Genomic DNA, 19,700 nt, shown 5'->3' on the forward strand with positions numbered 1-19,700 from the left:
GGGTTGATTCAATCAACATTGCAGATGTTGATCAATGGGCGCAGACTCGGCCGCATGACTCAGAGCACGCCCATCACCGTTCCCCGCGGACTGAAGAATGTGATCGTCGCCGACACGGCCATCGGCGACGTGCGCGGCGAGGAGGGCTTCTACCACTACCGGCAGTACGACGCGACGGAGCTGGCGCGCACGGCGCGCTTCGAGGACGTCTGGCATCTGATGATCTACGGCGAGCTTCCCGACGCGGCGGCGTCGGAGCGGTTCGCGCGCCGCATCGGTGAACTCCGCGTCCTCGACGGCACCACCGTCGATCTGCTGCGCAGCGTCGTCACCCCCGATGTGGAGCCGTTGGCGGCATTGCGCGTGGCACTGGCGACGGCGGGGATCACCGAACGCCCGCTGTTCGACCTGCCCGAAGCCGACCGCATCCACGCCGCGCTGCGCTACGCGGCCATCGCTCCCACCGTGATCGCCGCCGCGCACCGGCTCGCGCGCGGACTCGACGTCGTCGACGCCGACCCCGCCGCCGGACACACGGCCGACTACCTGCGGATGGCGACCGGGAACACCGCCGACGACGCCGTCAGCGCCCTGCAGACCTACCTCGTGACCACCATCGACCACGGCTTCAACGCCTCGACGTTCGCCGGGCGCGTGGTCGCCTCATCGGGGTCGGACATGACATCGTCGATCCTGGGCGCGCTCGGTGCGTTTCTCGGCCCGCTGCACGGCGGCGCGCCCGGACGGGCGCTGGCGGCGCTCGAGGAGATCGGCGATCCGTCGAACACCCGGGACTGGGTGCGGGGAAAGGTGGCCGGCGGCGAGGTCATCATGGGCTTCGGTCATGCCGTCTACCGCACGCACGACCCCCGCGCCGAACTGCTGAAAGAGGTGGTCACCACGCGCTACGACTCACCCCTGGTCCGGCAGGCGGCCGCGGTGGAGGCCGAGATCGAAACCGCGATCAACGAATTCAAGCCCGGTCGGCGACTGTACGCGAACGTCGAGTTCTACGCCGGTGTGCTGATGAGCGAGGTCGGTCTGCCGCCGGAGATGTTCACGCCGACCTTCGGCGTCGCGCGAATCGTCGGCTGGACCGCGAACATCCTCGAACAGGCCGCCGAGCGCAAGATCATCCGTCCGGTGGCCCGCTACGTGGGACCGGAGCCGAGCCGCACCGCGAGTTCGCGAACCACTGCGGACGCCTAAGGCTTGTGGGCGTAGACGTACTTGTAGTAGTCGGCGTCGGCCAGCTTGCTCGCGGCCGCGGGATCGATCACCACCGTCGCGTGACGATGCCACTGGAGGATCGATGCCGGGCACGACGCCGACAGCGGTCCCTCCACCGCCGCCGCGATCGCGTCCGCCTTGCCCTCGCCGGTGGCGACCAGCGCGAGCCGTTCGGCATCGCAGATGGTGCCGAGCCCCTGGGTGATCACGTGCATCGGCACTTCGTCGAACGAGTCGAAGAATCGGGCGTTGTCCTGCCTGGTCTTCTCGGTCAGCGTCTTGATCCGGGTGCGTGAGGTCAGTGACGACGACGGTTCGTTGAATCCGATGTGCCCATTGCTGCCGATGCCGAGGATCTGCACGTCCACCGGGCCGAGGCGGCCGATGAGCGCGTCGTAGGCTTCGGCGGCGGCCTTGAAATCGGGAGCCATGCCGTCCGGCGAGTGCACCGTGCCGATGTCGATGTGATCGGTGAAGTTGTCGCGGATGAACCGGGCGTACGACTCCGGGTGCGTGGGCGGAAGCCCGACGTACTCGTCGAGCAGTACCGCGTCGACGCCCGCGAACGACAGCCCGTTCTCGCGGTGCCTGCGGATCAGCTCGGTGTAGGTGGCCAGCGGCGACGATCCGGTCGCGAGGCCGAGCGTCGATGCACCGCCTTCGATCGCCTCGGCGATGATGTCGGCCATCACCAGCTCCGGACGATCGACGATCACGACCTCCATGCGTCTCCCCGCTCTCTGTGCGCCTCCGTCGTCACCGCGACGATATCCCGATTCGGCCGGTGGTGCGGCGAGTCGTCAGCACCAGTCCCGAGACCGCGTTCCCACTTTCAGATCCAGTCGCTGCAGCCGATCGGCGACGACGGTCACCGCTCCCTCCGCGTTCTGCACCCGGCCCCGGATCAGCAACGCCGACGCCGTCTGCGCCAGTGACCGATAGCGTGCCCACAACCCCACCGAACACACCACGTTCACCATGCCGGTCTCGTCTTCGAGGTTCACGAACGTGACACCCGAAGCGGTGGCCGGCCGCTGCCGATGCGTCACCGCTCCCCCGACCAGCACCCGGCTGCCGTCGGCCACCGACAGCAGCCGGGCGGCCGGGACCACACCCATCGCATCGAGCCGGGGCCGCAGGTATTCGGTGGGATAGGACTTGGGTGAGATGCCGGTGGAGAGCGCGTCGACGGCCGTGAGTTCCACCTCCGACATGCCGGGCAGCGTCGGGGTCGCCCGCGGTGGCGGCACGTCGAGCTGGTCGTCGCGCAGTCCCGAGGCGGCACCGGCCTCCCACAGCGCCTGTCTGCGATCCAGACCGAGGCTCTCGAACGCGCCCGCGGTCGCGAGAGCCTCCAGCTGCGCCGTCGTCGCATTCACACGCCGGGACAGATCCGCCACCGAGACGAACGGACCGCCGGAGGTCCGCTCCTCGACGATCCTCGTCGCGAGGTCGTCGGACAGTCCGCGCACCGCACTCAGGCCGATCCGCACGTCGAGCCCGTCGTTCTCCAGACTCGCGTGGGAGAGCGAGGAGTTCACATCCGGTCGGTGCACCTGGACGCCGTGCCGCCGGGCATCGGCGACCAGCGACTGCGGCGAGTAGAAGCCCATCGGCTGGGCGCGCAGCAGCGCCGCGCAGAACGCCGCCGGGTGATGGAGTTTGAACCACGCGGAGTAGAAGACCAGCGACGCGAAACTCTGCGAATGACTCTCCGGGAAACCGAAATTCGCGAACGCTGCCATCTTCTCGTAGATGCGGTCGGCGAGGTCGCCGGTGATGCCGTGTCTCTCGCGCATCCCGTCGTAGAACCGTGTGCGGAGCCGCTGCATCTTCTCCGGCGACCGTTTGGATCCCATCGCACGACGCAACTGGTCGGCCTCCGCGGCGCCGAAACCCGCGACATCGCGCGCCACCTGCATCAGCTGCTCCTGGAACAGTGGAATGCCGAGGGTGCGCCCGAGTGCGTCCTCCATCGACGGATGATCGCAGTGCGGCTCCTCCAGCCCGTTGCGCCGGCGGATGTACGGATGCACCGAACCGCCCTGGATCGGCCCCGGCCGGATCAACGCCACCTCGACGACGAGGTCGTAGAAGTTCCGCGGCTTCAGCCGCGGCAGGGTCGCCATCTGCGCCCGTGACTCCACCTGGAAGACGCCGACCGAATCGGCGCGGCACAGCATGTCGTAGACGGCCTCCTCGGCCAGGTCGAGCCGTGCCAGATCCACCCGCACGCCCTTGTGCTCGGCGACGAGATCGATCATGTAGTGCAGTGCCGACAGCATGCCCAGGCCCAGCAGATCGAACTTCACCAAGCCGACCGCCGCGCAGTCGTCCTTGTCCCACTGCAGGATGCTGCGATTCTCCATCCGGGCCCATTCGGTGGGGCAGACGTCGGCGATCGGCCTGTCGCAGATCACCATTCCGCCCGAGTGAATCCCCAGATGTCTCGGCAGCGAGGAGATCTGCGCGGCGAGCTCGCGGACGTCGTCGGGCGCGGAGTCGGGGATCTTGCTCCAGGCGTCCTGCTGTCCGGGGGCGTACCCGAGCGCCCGGGCCATATCGCGCACGGCCGACCGCCCGCGGTAGGTGATGACATTGGTGACCTGTGCGCTGTGACTGCGCCCGTGCTTGGCGTAGACGTGCTGGATCGCCTCCTCACGGCGGTCGGACTCGATGTCGACGTCGATGTCCGGCGGACCGTCCCGCTCGGGTGAGAGGAATCGCTCGAACAGCAGATGGTTGGCGACCGGGTCGACGTTGGTGATCCCGAGCGCGTAGCAGACCGCCGAGTTCGCCGCGCTGCCCCGGCCCTGACACAGGATGTCGTTGTCCTTGCAGAACGAGACGATGTCGTGCACCACGAGGAAGTAGCCGGGGAAGGTCAGCGTCTCGATGATCGCCAGCTCGTGGTCGATCTGCCGGTACGCGTCGGGACGCTGCTCCCTGGTGCCGTAACGCTCGCGGGCTCCCCGTTCGGTGAGTGCGCGGAGCCAACTGGCCTCGGTGTGGCCGTCGGGGACGGCGAAGGGCGGCAGGTTCGGGGCGATCAGCCCGAGCGAGAAGGCGCATTCCTCCGCGAAGGCGACGGCGTTGTCGATGGCTTCACGGTGGGCGGGCATCAGCCGGAGCATCTCGTCTCCGCTGCGCAGGTGCGCCCCGCCCACCCCGGGCATCCAGCCGTCGATGGTCGCGATATCGGTCCGGGCGCGCACCGCCGCCATCGCCGTAGCGAGTCGGCCGTTCTCCGGCGCGGCGAAGTGCGCGCCAGTGGTCGCGACTGTCGGCACCCGATGGGATGCGGCCAGTGACGCCAGAATCGCATTGCGTTCGTCGTCGTCCGACCCGGCACCGGGGCTCAGCTCGACGGCGATGTTCCCGGCCCCGAAACGGTCGATCATCGTCCCGAGCGCGGTGTCGGCGGCCCGCCGGCCGCCGCGGTCGAGCGCCCGGCGCACCGCACCCTTGCGGCACCCGGTCAGAACCAGCCAGTCGCCGTCGGCGGCGTACTCGGTGATCGCGTCGGCATCGTAGCGCAACAGCCCCTTCTCGCCACCGCTCATATGCGCGTCGGCGATGACACGGGAGAGCCGGCGGTAGCCCTCGGCGCGGCGTGCGAGGACCAACAGGTGCTCCCCCGGCGGGTCCACCGCACCGGCGCGGGCACTGTCTCGCTGCAGCGAGAGTTCGGCGCCGAACACCGTCGGCATGCCGAACTCGCGGGCCGCTTCGGCGAATCGGACGACACCGTAGAAGCCGTCGTGATCGGTCAGCGCGAGCCCGCGCAGCCCCAGCCGCTGCGCCTCCTCGACCATGGCCTCGGGCATCGACGCGCCGTCGAGGAAGCTGTAGGCACTGTGCGCGTGCAACTCGGCGTACGGCACCGTCGATGCGCCGAACTCGATGTCGGTGGCCTGGTACGGGCCCCGCTTACGCGACCATGCCGGCGAATCGCCGCCGTCCCCCGGCGGCCCCGCGCCGTTGAACGTGGGCGGAAACGTCTCACCGAGCCGGTCGCCGCGCGCAGGCGCACGCCCCGACAGCACTCGCTCCATCTCCGACCAGGTCGGAGGCCCGTTGTTCCATCCCACACACCGATGATAGAACATATGTTCGATATCTGCCTTGCCGTGGCCCGCCCCGGCCACACCCCAGACGCGTGCCAGAGACCGGACCGACGCACGAATTACCGCTGTCAATCATTCACATCGGTATCTCTCTGTGAGACTCTGGGTCGGTGACGAGCTATTTCGTGACCGGCGGCAGCGGCTTCATCGGCCGTCGAGTCGTCGCGCGCCTGCTGGCCCGCGACGAGCAGGCCCGGGTGTACGCGCTCGTGCGCACCGGATCACTGCAGCGATTCGCCGCCGCCATGGAGGGGATCGACGGCGGCGACCGCGTCGTCGCCGTCGCCGGCGACCTCACACACGAAGACCTCGGCCTGCACGGATCCGACGTCGACGAGGTCGACCACGTGATCCACCTGGCCGCACTGCACGACCTCACCGCCGAGGAGGCCGACCTGCGGGCGGTCAACGTCGACGGCACCCGAAGGGTCGCCGAGTTCGCTCTCGCCCGCGGCGCGCTCCTGCACCATCTCTCCTCGATCGCGGTGGCCGGCGACCATCGCGGCGACTTCACCGAGACCGACTTCGACCTCGGCCAAGGCCTGCCGACCGAATGCCACCGCACCGTGTTCGACGCCGAGCGCGTCGTGCGGGAGACCGAGGGCCTGCGCTGGCGGGTGTATCGGCCGTCGGCCGTCGTCGGCGACTCCGTCACCGGACAGGTCGACAGGGCCGACGGCCCCTACTACTTCTTCGGTCACCTCGCCGTGCTCAGTCAGCTGCCCTCGTTCCTGCCGCTGCCGATCCCCGATCCGGGGCCCCTCAACGTCGTCCCCGTCGACTTCGTCGCCGAGGCGATGGTCGCGCTGATCGATGTGCAGGACGGCCGGAGCGGGCTCGTGTTCCATCTCGCCGACCCCGACCCACGCTCGATCACCGACCTGTTCAACGCCCTGTCACCGGCCTTCGACGGACCGTGGGCCTTCACCGCACTGCCTTCGGGGCTGGTGAGGCCGATGCTGGCCGCCAGCGGTCGCGGACTGCTGCGGCCCGGCCGCGACCTGATCGCCGAACAGACCGGCGTCCCACCCGCGATCCTCGACGTCGCCTCCCTTCCCGTGGTGTTCCGCAGCGACGCGACCGCCGCCGAACTCGACACGCTCGGTGTGAGACTGCCCGATCTGGACGAGTACGCACCCCGACTGTGGCGGTACTGGTACGAGAATCTCGATCCGGCCCGTCACCGCCGCAACGATTCGCGGGGCCCGCTGGTCGGCAAGAACATCTTGATCACCGGGGCGTCGTCGGGAATCGGCCGCGCGACCGCCCGCATGTGCGTGCGGCGCGGCGCCAACGTCTTCCTGGTGGCCCGCGACGCCGATCGGCTGATCGAGACCGCCGCCGAACTCGACGCGGAGGTTCCCAAACCCGGGCTGCCCGTCGGACGCGCGTACGCCTATCCCGTCGACATCACCGATGAGGCCGCGGTGCAGACCCTTGTGAAGTCGGTGATCTGCGAGCACGGCCATGTGGACGTGCTGGTCAACAACGCAGGCCGGTCCATCCGACGGGCGACCGCGAACGCGGTGACCAGGTCGCACGACTATCACCGGATGATGGCCGTCAACTACTTCGGCGCCGTCTATCTCACGCTCGCCCTGCTGCCGCACATGATCGAGCGGCAGTCCGGACATATCGTCAACGTGTCCTCGATCGAAGTCCAAAGCCGCGCACCACGATTCGGCGCGTACGCCGCGTCGAAGGCCGCACTGGAGGCGTTCAGCGACGCCACCGGTGCCGAGACCCTCTCCGATCACGTCACGTTCAGCAATGTGCGCATCCCGTTGACCCGAACGCGGATGATCGTTCCGACCAACGCCTACGACAGCGCTCGGGGGATCTGGAGCGTCGACAAGGCCGCCCACCGGGTGCTGCACGCGATCGTCGAGCGCCCCAAGCGGGTGAACACGCTACTCGGCGACCTCATCGATTTCGGTCATCACGCCGCACCGCGGCTCACCAACCGGCTGCTCCATCAGGACTTCCTTCTGCATGAGGAGTCCGACGCCGCGCTCGGCCGCACCGGCTGACGACGAAAGCCGTCGTCCATGCCACCATCAGGTATGCCCGACACTCCGTTCCTGCACGTCGATCCCGCTCGCCTCGACCGCAATCTCGCCGCGATGGCCGGGTGGGCCGAACGGCACGGCGTGCGCTTGCGACCACATGCCAAGACGCACAAGTGCGTTCGGGTCGCGCAGCGGCAGCTCGCCGCCGGTGCCGTCGGACTCACCGTCGCGACGATCGGCGAGGCGGAGGTCTTCGCCGACGCCGGGTTCGACGATCTGTTCGTCGCCTATCCGCTGTGGTTGTCGGAGGACAAGGCCCGCCGCCTGCGTGCACTCGCCGGTCGGGTGACGCTGACCGTCGGTGCCGATTCCGTCGAGGGCGTGCGCCGTCTCGCCGAAGGACTCGGCGGCGCTCCCGTCGGAGTGCTCGTGGAGATCGATTCGGGCATGCACCGCAGCGGTGTACCCGCCGATAGCGTGGTCTCGGTCGCCGACGCGGCTCGCGACGCGGGACTGACCGTGGCCGGTGTCTTCACCTTCCCCGGCCACGGCTACGGACTCGACACAGCGCGAGCCGACGCCGCGGAGCAGGAGGCCCGATCCCTGGCCGTCGCTGCGAACGCTCTGCGCGACAACGGTATCGACGTCTCCGTGGTGAGCGGAGGGTCGACGCCGACCGCACGACTCGCCGATCCCGGCGTGGTCACCGAGTTGCGTCCGGGCGTCTACGTCTTCAACGACGCCCAGCAGTTGGAACTCGGCAGCTGCGGTATCGACGACATCGCACTGACCGCGGTGTCCACGGTGGTCAGCGCATCCGGCTCCCGGGTGGTGCTCGACGCCGGCAGCAAGATCCTCGGGGCGGACCGCCCCGGCTGGACCACCGGTTTCGGCCGGCTCGCCGATCATCTCGACGCCCGTCTCGTCTCGCTGTCCGAGCATCATGCCGTCGCCGAGTTCCCACCGGCTGCCGTCGTGCCCGAGGTGGGCGACCGGGTACGGGTGATACCCAACCACGTCTGTACCGCGGTGAACCTGGTCGACGAACTGTTCGCCGGTCCGGACCCGTACGGTGAACTCGAATCATGGCCGGTCGCGGCGCGTGGCGCGAACAGCTGAGTCCTCCTCTGGGATCGCCGGAACGGGTTCGCCTCACTCATAGACTCCTTCCACAACCCACACCGCCTCCCGGCAGCAGAGCAGCAGTGCGCGGCCGTCTTCCAGCAGTGCCTGTGCCCGAGCGTTCCCCGGACCGAACGGCCACGGTCCCGCCCACCAGTGCAGACGATGCGACCGCGCCCCGAGCCGCACGGTCACCGGCTCCGCACTGAACGCACCGCGCGGACTCACGGCGACCGACCGCCCCTCGGCGTCGAGGACCTCCGCTGTGGCCTGCACCAGCAGCGAGGGCGTCGGCCGGGCAAGGCGGTCCGGCCAGGCGGCCGCCGGATCGCGCGGCGGTCGCAGTTCGTCGCCGAAGGCCACCAGCGCCACCTGCTCGGCCGGTCCCCGACCACCGCTGCGCACCGGCACCCGCACCGACTCGCCGCCGAGCAGCCCTTGGACCCGGACCAGAGCCCGACGTGCTTGATCGCCGAGACCGCCACCGGTGTCGCCCGGAAGCCCGGCGCCCGTCAGCGCCGACTGCAGCGTTCCCGGATTCACCACCTCGACCGGCTCCAGCACCAGTCGGACGACCGGTGAGTCAGGCGCTTCGACGCTGCCGGCCCGGCCGGTCAGCCACCCCTCCAGCTGCCAGCGCACACGGTCGGCAGTGGCCTCCGGCGTGAGCGGCTCCACGCATCGCCAGGTCCGTGAGTGCCGTTGCCCTCGCTCCGTGAACGCGTGAATCGTCAGTCGCATACAGGCCAGCGAGGCTGCGGACAGTCGCTCGTGCAGCTCCTGCGCCATTCGCCGTCCCAGGAAGGCCGCGGCGTCGATCCGATCGACCGGCGGATCACAGCTGTGCTCCACCGCCAAACCCGGCGGGATCGGTGCCCGGCTGGGCCGCCGGCCCGGCAGACCTCGGGCCAGCCGATGCGCGGTGATCGCATCGCCGGAGAAACGTGATGCGATATCCGCGGGATCCATCGCAGCGAAGGCGCCCAGGGTGCGAATCCCCAAGCGCCACAACAGACTCACCAGATCCTCACGTCCCGGGCCGTTCAGCGCGGGTTCTGCCACCAGGTCGGCGACCGGCCTCGCCGAGAGATAGGCGGCATCCGTCCCCGGCGGGACGGTCTGCCCCGATCTCGCGGCGAGCACCGCGGTGAACAGCTCATCGGCCACCCCGACTCTGGCCGTGACTCCCCCGACCACCGTCCTTCCGAGACCATCTGCGTCGCGGCCCCTGCCGACCTCGGCCACCGCATCGGTGAGCCGTTCGGCCAATTGCTCCTCCCCGCCGAAGAAGCGCGCCGCACGATCGGCGGCCACCACCAGCAGTCCCGGCCGCAGCACCTCGGTCATCGGGACCACGCCGGTCACCGCCGCCACCACCGGCTCGAACAATCTCCCATCGCGTGCCGGGTCGGCGTCGTACACGGTCAGCCGCGGACACGACGACTGCGCCTGCCGTTTGCGCATCCCCCGTCTCACCCCGTCGACGCGGGCCGCATGCGAACACGCCTCCACTCGTCCCGCCCGCAGCACCGCCACCGGATCGCCCGGAACTCGCCCGGCCGCCGCGGCGGCCGCCGTCGTCGGCCAGTCCGGACACCACAGTGCCAGCACTCGCCTGCCGGGAGAATCGGCGGTCAATTCGCCACCGCCAGCGCCGCCGGCACCCGGGCCCCGTGTTCTGCACCTGACCCCGCCTTCGGCATCGTCGGCCGGACCAGCCGCATCACTCCTTCTTCTCCCAGTCCCGGCACCACGAGGTCGAACACGTCGCTCACTGGGCGAGCCCCCGGCGCCGACACCTGAACTTCCACCCGAAAACCCCCGATGCGGCCGTATCCGCTTCGCCGTACCGGCAGATGCCGGTACTCCCGCACTCGCCCCTGCACACGCGTGGCCGTCCCCGGCCAGTCACCGAGGACCAGCAGCGTGGACGACTGCTTCCTCGCCCGGCCCCCGAGCACCCGGGCTCGGGCCGGTGCCACCGACGACCCCGTCGGACCCAGTCGATCCTCGAATCCCAGCACCACCAGGTCCATTCCGTCCAGCAGCACCCCAGCCACCTCCAGTCGATCGGCTCCCGGCTCGGCGACCACCGCGATCCGGCTCAGATCCGCCCCCATCTCCACCGCCGCGGCCAGATTGAGTCGCGGCAGCCCGACCAGAGCCACCGTGGCCCCCGTCCGACTCGCCTCGGCGATGATCGACATCGGCACCACCGAAGCACCGGACACCGCGGCCACCGAGCCACGCGGGAGCCCGCGCTTCGGAAACAACGACGCCACGGACTCCGGCACGGCGATCACTCCCGACGACACCACTCCCGAGGCCGTTCCCGCACGAGCGCCCGACTGGCCGGACAGCCGGCTCAGCTTGCGACGCAGGTGTTCCAGTTCGGCCTTCTCCGCTGCATTCATGGCGCTTCCCCTCGTCGTTCCGGGCTTGCGCCCGTGTTCTCACCTCTCGTCCGAAGCGGCAGGGAAGATGCCGGTGTTCGAACTTGTGTTCGATGTTAAGTCCGCCCTCTGACAACCGTCAACGGAGCAGGAAACACCCGCCACACGCGAGGATCTGCGTCCCTTCAGTCGCAACAGCGACCGTCGGCGCACCATGCTCTACCATTCGGATCCATGCAGTCCCGAGCCCTTCCATTCGCCGTCATCGCCGCCGCCGTCACCGGAATCGCGGTCACGGCGCTGCCGTGGTTCGACCTGCGCCGACTGGGCATGGACGCCTCATGGAACGGACTCGGAATCGGCACCGTGAGCCAGAGCGACCTCGGCGTGGCACCGGCCGGCCGCGGCTGGCTGATCGTCGCCGCATGCGCGCTGGCCGCCCTCGCCGGAATCGTCGCACTGCTGCCCGCCGCGAAAGCCCAGAGCATCGGCCGAGTCCTGGCCGGAGTCGCCGCCGTCGGATCCACTGCCGCCGCCTTCGTCCCCGTAGCGGTGTGGATCTGGCCGTCCTGGTACTTCGCCGGGTTCCTCGACGGACTCGGATTGAGTGACGCCCAGGAGCTCGTCACCGTCAGCAAAGCGATCCTCATCGGCCTGATTGTGATACTGCTGATCCTGGCCGCACTGTGCGGCGCACTCTTCATCGACCGCAGCGAACAGAACCTGATCGACGACTCCGGAGCCTGACCCGGCCCACTTCCTGGCGGTACCTCGATTCCGCACGCAGCGACCGCAGCCGCAGACCCGATCCGAACCTGATCAGAACAACGTCAGATCTGGCGAGGGAGCCGTCCCCGCCGGCGGAAGCACCGACGGTTCGGCCGGATTCACACTCTCCGACTCCGGGTCACTGCCCAGACCGTACTTCTCCACGAGCGGCGTCATCCGTGCCCGGAGACCGAGCGCATACTCCGCCGACACGAAGCTCCGTCGGCCGTAGAGGGAGCGGTACCTGCGCACCAGCGCAGGGTGCTCATTTCCCAGCCAGCCGAGGAAGTCAGCACCGCCGTCACCGCCCAACTGCAGCGGAGACACCGACACCCGGGCGGCACCCGCGGCCGACAACGCCGCGAGGAGTTCGTCGAGCTGCGCCGTGCCGTCGGCGAGCAACGGCGGCAGCGGCGCGATCCGAATATGCGGCGCGAGTCCCGCCTCCGACAGCCGCGCCACCATGTCCAGTCGCGCCCGTGGCGACGATGCCGAAGGATCGACCCGCGCCGACAGTCCCGGATCGAGGGTGGCCAGTGAGATCGACACCGTCACCGGCACCGCCCGCCCGATCAACCGCAGCAACGGCAGATCGCGCAGCAGCAGCGTCGACGCGGTGTAGAGAGCGATCGGCGTCTGCGACTCCGACAGGACCGACAGGACCTGAGGCATCATCCGGTAGTGCTCTTCCACCGGATCGTAGGGATCCTCGGCCACTCCGATCGCCACGGTGTCGCGACGCCACGACCGACGCCGCAGCTCCCTCCGGAGCACCGCCGGGGCGTTCATCTTCACCTGCATCGCCTCGCCCGACCGCCGCAGAGCCGAGGCCGCGAAGGAGTGCCGATGACTCCGGTCGCCGGTGACCGATTCCAGCACTGTCCGCGCCAGCACCTCGTGCACCCGGACGCCCGGCGCCTCCGGGATCATGGTCGATCGCATGAAGTCGCCGCACACCAGTTCGGTCAGCGCTGCCATGCCACCTATCCGAACATACGTGCGATGGACTCGTCAAGGGCCGGCGCGCACAGTGAGTGCGGCCCCGATCGCCGTCACCGCCTGCGGCTATCATCGGGCCATGACCTCTCCTGCCACACCCGGCCCGTCGTATCTGGTGGCCGGACGCTACCGGCTGATCCGAAGGATCGGACACGGCGGCATGGGTGCGGTGTGGCTGGCGCACGATCAACTCCTCGACCGCGAGGTGGCGGTGAAACAGGTCCTGACCACCAGCGGGATGGACGAATCAGTCGCCGAGACCTCCCGGGCCCGAGCGCTGCGTGAGGGCCGGTTGGCAGCTCGGCTCTCGCACCGGAACGCCGTTGCGATGCACGACGTCGCGCTCGATCGCAACGAGCCGTGGCTGGTGATGGAGTACCTGCCGAGCCACAGCGTGGCCGACGTCCTGCACGAGAACGGGACGATCGATCCGGTCGAGGCCGCGCAGATCTGCGCGCAGGTGGCCGACGCCATCGCCGAAGCGCACGCCTCCGGCATCGTCCACCGCGACATCAAGCCGGCCAACATCCTGATCGCGAACACCGGCCGCAACGTCGGCCTGGTCAAGATCACCGACTTCGGCATCTCCCGCGCGAAGGACGACGTATCCATCACTCAGACCGGTGTCGTGACCGGCACGCCCGCGTATTTCGCACCGGAAGTGGCCCGAGGCGATGAACCGGGCGAGTCCTCGGACGTCTACTCGCTGGGGTCCACCCTGTACACGATGATCGAGGGGCGTCCCCCGTTCGGCAGCGAGGACAATTACATCGCCACGCTGCACCGGGTGGCGCTCGGTCAGATCAATCCGATCACCCGGGCGGGCGCGCTTTCGCCGATCCTCCTGCGGCTGCTGGAGCCGAATCCCGCCAATCGGCCGACGATGGCCCAGGCCCGAGATCTGCTCGCCAAGTACGCTGCCGACACCCTCGGCACCACCGATAACGTGCTCACCGGGCTGGTGGCGACCAAACCGCTGTCGGCGCGGAACCGGTCGGCCACACTGCCCCCGATCAGCGGTCACTCCACATCGCAACCGTCCACTCCGCAGACGTCCGCCCCGCAGACGCACTCGGCCCCGGACACGTCGCAGGGCTCGGCGCCCCACAACCCGACTCAGGTCGCCTCCGGCTATTACGCGCCGCGAACCACGCCGGAACCGGTGCCCTACGCTCCCACGCAGTATTCGTCGGCGCCGGGCCTGTACACGCCCCCGCCCACCTACTACCAGCAGCAGGGGCCGAGCAGTCACGCCGGTCTCGCGGCCGCTGTCTTCGCCGTATTCGCACTGCTCACCGCGATCGCCGCGGGCATCATCATCCTGGTGATGTGACCCGCGCCCGCCTCATCCGATCTGGCGGTTCACCGCCCAGCGGGTGAGGGCGTTGCGGTTGGACTGCTGCGTCTTGCGCAGCACGTTCGACGCGTGAGTCTCCACCGTCTTCACCGAGATGAACAGTTCCTCCGCGATCTCCCGGTAGGTGTAGCCGCGCGCGAGCAGGCGCAGCACCTCCATCTCGCGGCGGGTCAGCGAATCGAGTTCGGGATCGAGCTGCGGTTCGGGCACCGGCGACCGCCCGGTGAAGGAGTCGAGGACGAATCCGGCCAGTCGCGGACTGAACACCGCGTCGCCCTCGGCGACGCGACGGACCGCGTCGGCCAGTTCGGTGCCGTCGATGGTCTTGGTGACGTACCCCCGCGCGCCGGCGCGGATGGTGGCGATGACATCGGTGGCGGCGTCGGAGACGCTCAGTGCGAGGAACACCGGCGCCTCCGAACCCAGCGCGTCGGTCACCCCGCGGAGCACCGCGACACCTCCGCCGCCCGGCATGTGGACGTCGAGCAGCACCACGTCGGGACGCGCCTGGACGATGCCCGCGACCGCTTCGGGAACGTTGCCCGCGTCGCCGACCACCTCGAGTCCGGCCTCGCCGGCGAGCTCGGTGCGCACCCCCGAGCGGAACACCCCGTGGTCGTCGACCAGGAACACCCGGTAGGTCTTGTCGGCGGTCATGAGAGCTCCTGTGTCCGTTGAGTTTCCGAATCGATGGACGCCGACGGCCCGTGCCGCCGGCCACGCGGCAGCATCAGCGCCACATTGGTACCACGGCCCGGTGTCGAGGTGATTCGCACCGACCCTCCCACACGCTCCATGCGCGCGCGGATCGACCGCGCGATGCCCTGGCGGTCCTGGCTCACCGCGTCGGGATCGAACCCCTTGCCGCGGTCGCGGACGAAGACCTCGACGTGGTCGTCGTCCACCTCGCAGTAGACGTCCACCTTGTCGGCGCCGGAGTGCTTGGCGGCGTTCACCAATGCCTCGCGAGCGGCCGCGACCACCGTCTGCAACCCGTTGGAGACCGTCTCGTCGCGCAGTTCGTCGGGAGTCACGTCGCCGACCGTCACCGTCTCGATCTCGACACCGTACGCGTCCTCCACCTCCGCCGAGACCGCCGAGACGGCCGCGGCGAGCGACTCGCGCCTGCGCGCCTGGTCGCCGAAGAGCCACTGCCGCAGCTCGCGCTCCTGGCGACGGGCGAGCTGTGCGACGGCGTCGGGCTGGTCGGCGCGCTTCTGGATCAGCGCGAGCGTCTGAAGAACCGAGTCGTGCAGGTGCGAGGCGATCTCCTCGCGTTCCTGGTTCCGGATCCGCGCGGCACGCTCGGCGTTCAGCGTCCGCCACATCCGCATCCACAGGGGGATGGTCAGCAGCAACACGCCGAACAGCGTCCCGAGGACCGCGAGCAGGGTCGGGTTCATTCCGGCCAGCGCGGTGTCCGGGGCGGTCACCAGCACCACCAGTCCTCCGACCACGAGGACGGCGCCGGCGGCCAGTCGGAGCCACGTCACCACGCCCCCGCGCGAGGAGACGCCGGTGACGTCCACCTCGCGCCACACCAGCGCCGCACCGCCGAGTACCACCACCAGTGCCAGCAGCGTGGACGCCGGCGCGCTCGAGGCTGCGAAACCGTTGAGCAGCAAGGCCACCACGCCGATGACGATCAATCCCTGCGCCTGCCGGCGCTCCCGAGGAGCGGGCCGCTCCACGTCGGTGCCCGTCGGACAGAAGAACCACAGCAGTCCGTAGGCGGCCACGCCCGCCCCCGCCAGCGCGGCGAGCACGACGAAGACCACGCGGACGCGGAAGACGTCGACGCCCAGGTGGTCGGCGATGCCGCCGCACACTCCGCCCACGACCTTGCCTCCGTTGCGCCGGCGCACACGGTCGACTTGCGGGGTCTGCGTCACGTGAGTCATTGATTCGATAGTGGCACGAACCGGACCGCGTGCACATCAGGGAGCATCTCAGGGTTTAACCCGATTTGCCTCGCTGATCAGGCGTCCAAGATTGACTGCATGGACACCAAGACTCTGATCGACATCTGGAACACCCGGCCGGTCCGCCGCCGGACCGGAAAGTCCGTCGGCGGCGTCTGCACCGGCATCGGCATGCGCTACCGGGTCGATCCGACGCTGGTGAAGGTCGCATTCGTCGTCGCGGCGTTGTTCGGGGGCAGCGGAATCCTGCTCTACATCGCCGCGCTGATCGCTCTTCCCGCCGAAGACGAGACGGCACCCCGCAAGATCCATCAGTCGCATCGCGCACATCACCGCGTGCGGCACGACATGCCCTGGTACTGGATCGTGGTCGCCGTCATCGCGGTCATCGTCTTCAGCAACATGGGCTCGTCGCCGTTCTGGGGCACCAGCGGACTGCTCGGACTCGTGCTGATGCTGGGCGGCTGGTGGCTGCTCTATCAGCGCACCCCGACCGCGCCCGCCGGAACCAGCGCGGATCAGCTGAGGCCGTCCGACGGATCGACGACCGCGACGCCCGCGCCGACGCTCATCGCGGACGAGGTGGTCACGAACGACGTTCTCGCCGACACCGCCGTCCGGCCCGCGTCCGAGACGATCCCGTTCGCGGCCGCTGAACCGCCGGCGCCCGCCCCGCCCGACGCACCGCCGTCGTGGGATCCGCTCGGGACCGCGAGGTTCGCCTGGGATCTGCCGGAACCGACACCGCCCGAGCCGCCCGTGGTGAAGCCGCCCCGGTCTCCGTTGACGTCGGTCTTCGCCGGTCTCGCCCTCATCGCCGCGACCGTCGGCACCGCCGCCCGCGTACTCGGCGACGTCGAGTGGTTCACCGTGGGCCGCATCGCCGGACTCGCGCTGGCGGTGCTGGGTGTCGGAATGGCGATCGACGCGCTGCAGCGCAGGCAGAGCAATACGCGCGCGGCCGGACTGGTGCCGCTCGCCATCATCGTCGGCGTCGTGGCAGTCACCGCCACCGCGTTCTCCGGCGATCGGCCGGCCTTCGCCTCCGGCGGGATCGGCGACCGCTCCTGGCATCCGCGCAGCGCCGAGCAGCTCAGCGAGACCTACCAGCTGACCATCGGCACCACCAGCCTCGACCTCCGCGATCTCGGCGGGCTCGACCACGACCGAACCATCGAGATCCACCAGGGCATCGGCGATATGACGGTCTGGCTGCCCGACGACATCCGCGTCAAGACCGAGTGCAGCACGGTGGTCGGTGATCAGACGTGCCCCGACGGGATCGTCAACCCCGACGCCAAGACACCGACGCTGACGGTGAAGGCGAACCTCAACCTCGGAACCGTGGAGATGAAGCAATGATCGACGAGACTCCCGACCAGACCGGTACCGCCGAACCCGAGCGCCACCGCTCAGTGGTGATGGGGCTCTCGGCGCTGGTGACCCTCCTGGTGGCCGCCTGGTGCCTGGCCGACGGCCCCTTCCTCCTCGACACGACCTACCTGCCCTGGGCACTGCTCGCTATCGGAATCGTGGTCGGCGTCGGCCTGATCGCGAGCGGATTCCGAAGAAAGTAGGACCCTCGCCGTCTGCCCAGGCTCGTCGAGCCGCACCGGAGCGCAGCGACGGAGCGAGTCGAGACCACCCACCGCCACCGGCCCAGGCCCGTCGAACCGTCCCTCGCCGTCCACCACAGGCTCGTCGAGCCGCACCGGAGCGCAGCGACGGAGCGAGTCGAGACCACCCACCGCCACACACCACCCGCCCCGAAACCACCGAGTGCCGCCCACATCCAGATGCGGGCGGCACTCGGCGCGGTTCAGTGGGAGGTCACTCCCATTCGATCGTGCCCGGCGGCTTGCTCGTCACGTCGAGCACCACGCGGTTCACGTCCGGGACCTCGTTGGTGATGCGGGTCGAGATTGTCTCCAGGACCTCGTACGGCACGCGCGTCCAGTCGGCGGTCATCGCGTCTTCGCTCGACACCGGGCGCAGCACGATCGGGTGGCCGTACGTACGACCGTCGCCCTGCACCCCGACGCTGCGGACGTCGGCCAGCAGGACCACCGGGCACTGCCAGATCTGGCCGTCGAGGCCGGCGGACGTCAGTTCCTCGCGCGCGATCAGGTCCGCCTTGCGCAGCAGTTCGAGCCGGTCCTTGGTGACCGATCCGACGATGCGGATCGCGAGACCGGGGCCCGGGAACGGCTGTCGTGCGACGATCTCCTCCGGCAGGCCGAGTTCACGGCCGACGGCACGGACCTCGTCCTTGAAGAGCAGGCGCAGCGGTTCGACGAGCTTGAACTCAAGGTCTTCCGGCAGGCCGCCGACGTTGTGGTGACTCTTGATGTTCGCGGTGCCGCTGCCGCCACCGGATTCGACGACGTCCGGGTACAGGGTGCCCTGAACGAGGAACTCGACCTTCTTGCCCGCGGCGGCCTGGTCGCCCAGCACCTCCGACACCGCGCCCTCGAAGGAGCGGATGAACTCGCGGCCGATGATCTTGCGTTTGGTCTCCGGATCGGAGACGCCGTCGAGGTGGCCGAGAAAGACGTCCTCGGCGTCCACCGTCACCAGCCGCGCGCCCGTCGCCGCGACGAAGTCGGTCTGCACCTGCTCGCGTTCACCGGCGCGCAGCAGTCCGTGGTCGACGAAAACACAGGTCAGACGGTCGCCGATCGCGCGCTGCACCAGTGCTGCCGCCACCGCCGAGTCGACGCCGCCGGACAGTCCGCAGATCGCGAGACCCTCGTCGCCGACCTGCTCCCGGATGTCGGCGATGAGCGCCTCGGCGATGTTCGCCGCGGTCCACGTCGGCGTGAGGTTCGCGATCTCGTAGAGGAAGCGGGTCAGCACTTCCTGGCCGTGCGGGCTGTGCAGGACCTCCGGATGGTATTGCACGCCGGCCATCTGCCGCTCCGCGCACTCGAACGCGGCGACCGGCGCGCCCGGCGTGGACGCGGTGACGGTGAAGCCCTCCGGGGCCACCTGCACGGCGTCGTTGTGGCTCATCCACACCGGCTGCGACTCCGGCAGTCCGCGGTGCAGTTTGCCGCCGTCGGCGACCGTGAGCGTTGTCCGGCCGAACTCGCGTCCGCCGGTGTTCGCGACGGTGCCGCCGAGAGCGGCCGTCATCTTCTGGAATCCGTAGCAGATGCCGAATACCGGAACGCCGAGGTCGAAGAGCTTCTCATCGATGGTCGGCGCATCGTCGGCGTACACCGACGCCGGTCCGCCCGACAGGATCAGCGCGGCCGGATTCTTGGCCTTGATCTCTTCCAGCGTCGCGTCGTGCGCGATCACTTCCGAGTAGATGCGGGCCTCGCGAACGCGGCGAGCGATCAGCTGCGCGTACTGGGCTCCGAAGTCGACGACGAGTACGGGACGCGGGTGGTCGGGGGATGTTTCCGTCACGACGTGAAGTCTATCTTGCGCGCGATCGTCGCTGGTGGTCCGGACCAGCGAGGCAGTTCGGGAGCCCTGCGGCGACCGTGGCGGTCGACTAGAATGATCGGATCGCGGTTTCTCGACTGGACGATGGAAGTCCGGAAGCGAGTTCCCCGCGTAGCTAGTTTGGAAGACTAGGACGCTTTGTGTTCCCCGCGAATGTGTTCCCCGCGAGCGGGGATGGCCCATGGTCGAACTCGGGAACGACGGCGTGGGTGCCGTGCTCCCCGCGCGAGCGGGGATGGTCCGTCTGCCACCGAGTACGGATCCACAGCGCCGCTACCCCACCGCTGTGACCCGCACGCGCCCACCCCACCCGTTTTCGT

The 19,700-nt window shown here is 69.3% G+C and carries 15 protein-coding genes; 7 read left to right on the forward strand and 8 right to left on the reverse strand.

Annotated elements, in window-relative coordinates; translation table 11 throughout:
* Window positions 1–54: 54 nt before the first annotated feature.
* Entirely contained in the window at window positions 55–1,209 is a 1,155-nt protein-coding gene (locus tag Y710_RS08005; RefSeq protein WP_062367090.1) for a citrate/2-methylcitrate synthase, read from the forward strand.
* On the opposite strand, the gene nagB is transcribed toward Y710_RS08005, so the two are convergent.
* Together nagB and Y710_RS08015 are read right to left on the reverse strand one after the other, a co-directional pair.
* Entirely contained in the window at window positions 1,206–1,955 is a 750-nt protein-coding gene (nagB, locus tag Y710_RS08010) for a glucosamine-6-phosphate deaminase (protein ID WP_006897218.1), read from the reverse strand. The two genes, Y710_RS08005 and nagB, sit on opposite strands and share 4 nt — an antisense overlap.
* Window positions 1,956–2,030: 75 nt before the next feature.
* On the reverse strand, window positions 2,031–5,321 hold the full coding sequence (locus Y710_RS08015) for an error-prone DNA polymerase (RefSeq protein WP_045537815.1): 3,291 nt from the start codon (window positions 5,319–5,321) through the stop codon (window positions 2,031–2,033).
* Between the two features lie 146 nt (window positions 5,322–5,467).
* Here Y710_RS08015 and Y710_RS08020 point away from each other — a divergent pair, with 146 nt between their 5' ends.
* Together Y710_RS08020 and Y710_RS08025 are read left to right on the forward strand one after the other, a co-directional pair.
* Window positions 5,468–7,387, forward strand: a complete 1,920-nt coding sequence (locus Y710_RS08020) for an SDR family oxidoreductase (RefSeq protein ID WP_062367093.1) — start codon at window positions 5,468–5,470, stop codon at window positions 7,385–7,387.
* A gap of 33 nt (window positions 7,388–7,420) precedes the next feature.
* A complete protein-coding gene (locus Y710_RS08025; RefSeq protein WP_006897215.1) occupies window positions 7,421–8,485 on the forward strand; it encodes an alanine racemase in 1,065 nt (354 codons plus the stop codon).
* 33 nt (window positions 8,486–8,518) lie between these two features.
* Here Y710_RS08025 and Y710_RS08030 read toward each other — a convergent pair whose 3' ends face one another.
* Both Y710_RS08030 and Y710_RS08035 read right to left on the reverse strand, forming a co-directional pair.
* Window positions 8,519–10,126, reverse strand: coding sequence for a DNA polymerase Y family protein (locus Y710_RS08030; RefSeq protein WP_045537807.1), 1,608 nt, complete (start codon window positions 10,124–10,126; stop codon window positions 8,519–8,521).
* Window positions 10,123–10,902 (reverse strand): hypothetical protein, encoded by a 780-nt coding sequence (locus tag Y710_RS08035; RefSeq protein ID WP_006897213.1) that lies wholly within the window; start codon window positions 10,900–10,902, stop codon window positions 10,123–10,125. The genes Y710_RS08030 and Y710_RS08035 overlap by 4 nt, the downstream gene beginning before the upstream one ends.
* A gap of 213 nt (window positions 10,903–11,115) precedes the next feature.
* Here Y710_RS08035 and Y710_RS08040 point away from each other — a divergent pair, with 213 nt between their 5' ends.
* Window positions 11,116–11,628 (forward strand): hypothetical protein, encoded by a 513-nt coding sequence (locus tag Y710_RS08040; protein ID WP_045537805.1) that lies wholly within the window; start codon window positions 11,116–11,118, stop codon window positions 11,626–11,628.
* 72 nt (window positions 11,629–11,700) lie between these two features.
* Here the strand turns inward: Y710_RS08040 and Y710_RS08045 are convergent, their stop codons facing one another.
* The gene (locus tag Y710_RS08045; protein WP_062367095.1) at window positions 11,701–12,627 is read right to left on the reverse strand and encodes an SPL family radical SAM protein; all 927 of its coding nucleotides are present in this window, start codon (window positions 12,625–12,627) and stop codon (window positions 11,701–11,703) included.
* Window positions 12,628–12,727: 100 nt separating this feature from the next.
* Between Y710_RS08045 and Y710_RS08050 the strand changes: the two genes are divergently transcribed.
* The gene (locus Y710_RS08050; RefSeq protein ID WP_045537813.1) at window positions 12,728–13,981 is read left to right on the forward strand and encodes a serine/threonine-protein kinase; all 1,254 of its coding nucleotides are present in this window, start codon (window positions 12,728–12,730) and stop codon (window positions 13,979–13,981) included.
* Window positions 13,982–13,993: 12 nt separating this feature from the next.
* On the opposite strand, the gene Y710_RS08055 is transcribed toward Y710_RS08050, so the two are convergent.
* Window positions 13,994–14,662 (reverse strand): response regulator, encoded by a 669-nt coding sequence (locus Y710_RS08055; RefSeq protein ID WP_006897209.1) that lies wholly within the window; start codon window positions 14,660–14,662, stop codon window positions 13,994–13,996.
* Window positions 14,659–15,906, reverse strand: coding sequence for a sensor histidine kinase (locus tag Y710_RS08060; RefSeq protein ID WP_045537802.1), 1,248 nt, complete (start codon window positions 15,904–15,906; stop codon window positions 14,659–14,661). Before Y710_RS08060 ends, Y710_RS08055 begins: the two co-directional genes overlap by 4 nt.
* 99 nt (window positions 15,907–16,005) lie before the next feature.
* Here Y710_RS08060 and Y710_RS08065 point away from each other — a divergent pair, with 99 nt between their 5' ends.
* Window positions 16,006–17,289, forward strand: a complete 1,284-nt coding sequence (locus Y710_RS08065) for a PspC domain-containing protein (protein ID WP_062367097.1) — start codon at window positions 16,006–16,008, stop codon at window positions 17,287–17,289.
* Window positions 17,286–17,504: a hypothetical protein gene (locus Y710_RS08070; protein ID WP_006897206.1), complete on the forward strand. Its 219-nt coding sequence runs from the start codon at window positions 17,286–17,288 to the stop codon at window positions 17,502–17,504. The genes Y710_RS08065 and Y710_RS08070 overlap by 4 nt, the downstream gene beginning before the upstream one ends.
* A gap of 253 nt (window positions 17,505–17,757) precedes the next feature.
* Here Y710_RS08070 and guaA read toward each other — a convergent pair whose 3' ends face one another.
* On the reverse strand, window positions 17,758–19,341 hold the full coding sequence (gene guaA, locus Y710_RS08075) for a glutamine-hydrolyzing GMP synthase (RefSeq protein ID WP_062367099.1): 1,584 nt from the start codon (window positions 19,339–19,341) through the stop codon (window positions 17,758–17,760).
* Window positions 19,342–19,700: the final 359 nt, after the last annotated feature.

It is taken from the genome of Gordonia sp. QH-12, from assembly GCF_001578675.1.
Classification (GTDB): Bacteria; Actinomycetota; Actinomycetes; order Mycobacteriales; family Mycobacteriaceae; genus Gordonia; species Gordonia sihwensis.

Coding starts and splice junctions, on each gene's coding strand:
- Y710_RS08060 (WP_045537802.1), bottom strand. CDS start 15,906: ATGACTCACGTGACGCAGACCCCGCAAGTCGACCGTGTGCGCCGGCGC.
- Y710_RS08035 (WP_006897213.1), bottom strand. CDS start 10,902: ATGAATGCAGCGGAGAAGGCCGAACTGGAACACCTGCGTCGCAAGCTG.
- Y710_RS08065 (WP_062367097.1), top strand. CDS start 16,006: ATGGACACCAAGACTCTGATCGACATCTGGAACACCCGGCCGGTCCGC.
- Y710_RS08055 (WP_006897209.1), bottom strand. CDS start 14,662: ATGACCGCCGACAAGACCTACCGGGTGTTCCTGGTCGACGACCACGGG.
- Y710_RS08050 (WP_045537813.1), top strand. CDS start 12,728: ATGACCTCTCCTGCCACACCCGGCCCGTCGTATCTGGTGGCCGGACGC.
- Y710_RS08040 (WP_045537805.1), top strand. CDS start 11,116: ATGCAGTCCCGAGCCCTTCCATTCGCCGTCATCGCCGCCGCCGTCACC.
- Y710_RS08025 (WP_006897215.1), top strand. CDS start 7,421: ATGCCCGACACTCCGTTCCTGCACGTCGATCCCGCTCGCCTCGACCGC.
- Y710_RS08070 (WP_006897206.1), top strand. CDS start 17,286: ATGATCGACGAGACTCCCGACCAGACCGGTACCGCCGAACCCGAGCGC.
- Y710_RS08045 (WP_062367095.1), bottom strand. CDS start 12,627: ATGGCAGCGCTGACCGAACTGGTGTGCGGCGACTTCATGCGATCGACC.
- nagB (WP_006897218.1), bottom strand. CDS start 1,955: ATGGAGGTCGTGATCGTCGATCGTCCGGAGCTGGTGATGGCCGACATC.
- Y710_RS08005 (WP_062367090.1), top strand. CDS start 55: ATGACTCAGAGCACGCCCATCACCGTTCCCCGCGGACTGAAGAATGTG.